Annotated in this window: 1 protein-coding gene; it reads left to right on the top strand. The window is 66.1% G+C overall.

Annotation, left to right across the window (positions count from 1 at the left end; genetic code table 11):
- Positions 1–18 precede the first annotated feature (18 nt).
- On the top strand, positions 19–1,476 hold the full coding sequence (locus E0T84_RS31515) for an IS4 family transposase (protein ID WP_371726391.1): 1,458 nt from the start codon (positions 19–21) through the stop codon (positions 1,474–1,476).
- Positions 1,477–1,509 lie beyond the last annotated feature (33 nt).

Genomic DNA, 1,509 nt, shown 5'->3' with positions numbered 1-1,509 from the left:
CCAATGCCGCGCAGTTAGGTGTGTGACTGGTGTGGCAAGTGTGACACGCCGTGCGGGGTGCCAGTAGGACAGCGGAACTCCCGGTATCGATGGATTGTCCGTCCAAAGACACCATCACACCAGGGAGTTCCGCTGTCTGTTCAGTCTGTCATCTGTCCTGCACGGCCGGAGCGTGAGGGCCCATTCGCGCCGGGCCATCTGGGCGAGTTGACCCAGATCGTGTCCGCCGACCTCGTCGACGCCGCCTTGCAGAACACCGGCCGCGTGCAGCGACGTGTTCGGGTGCTGCCATCGAGGGTCGTGGTCTACCTGTTGCTGGCCGGGGCGTTGTTCGCCGAGATCGGATACCAGCAGGTCTGGGCGCGGCTGGTCGCCGGCCTGGACCCTGCCACCGTGGCCGCCCCGGGTTCCTCGGCACTGTCGCAAGCTTTGCGACGTGTCGGCGTCGCGCCGCTGCGCGAATTGTTCGCCCTGCTGCGCGGCCCGGCTGTCGGCGCCACGCGCTGGCATGGGTTGTTGGTCTGCGCGATCGACGGCACCTCGATGTTCGTGCCCAACAGCGACGCCAACGCCGCAGCGTTCGGCCGCCAAACCGGTCGCCCCGACGCCGAGTCCGGGTATCCGATGCTGCGCCTGTTGACGGTGGTGGCGTGTGGCACCCGCACCGTCATCGACGCCGTGTTCGGCTCCTACCGCATCGGCGAAACCACCTACGCCCCAAAGCTGTTGCGCTGCCTGAAACCAGGCATGCTGCTGTTGGCTGACCGAAACTTCGCCGTCACCGCCCTGGTGGAACAGATCGCGGCAGCCCACGCCGACCTGCTGATCCGCTGCAAAGACACCCGGGTGCTGCCCCCAATCAGGACGCTCCCGGACCGCACCTGGCTGGCACGGATGGGAACGGTGACCGTGCGGGTGATCGACGCCCGCATCAACGTGGCACTCCACGGCGGGGCCACCCGCTGCGGCCATTACCGCCTGATCACCACACTGATCGACGAAAAACAGTATTCCGCAAACGAACTGGTCAACCTGTACCACCAACGCTGGGAGATCGAAACCAGCTACCTGGAACTGAAATCGACCATCCTGGGCGGACGCGTGCTACGTGCAGCCACCCCCGCCGGCATCACCCAAGAGGTCTACGCACTGCTGATCACCTACCAGGCCCTGCGCACCGCCATCGCCGATACCAGCCTGGCCCATCCCACGATCAGCCCCGACCGGCTCAGTTTCACCGTCGCCCTGCACGCCGCCCGTGACCAGGTCGTTGCCGCCGCCGCAGCGATTACCGCGACCACTGTCGATCTGATCGGCCGCATCGGGGCGGCCGTCCTCCACCAGCCACTACCGGCCCGACGGTCACGCTCAAGCCCCCGCGTCGTCAAGCGCGCCATCTCCAAGCACCGAGCCAAAGGCACCATCGACCGCACCAACTACACAACCAGCATCACCATCGAGATCCTCGACGGTTGACAACGGGCCACCCACGCTAACTGCGCGGCATTG

The organism is Mycobacterium sp. DBP42, from assembly GCF_005924235.1.
Taxonomy (GTDB): Bacteria; Actinomycetota; Actinomycetes; order Mycobacteriales; family Mycobacteriaceae; genus Mycobacterium; species Mycobacterium syngnathidarum.
The sequence above is the reverse complement of the archived record's forward strand: the minus strand, read 5'-3'. Positions and strand labels throughout refer to the sequence as shown.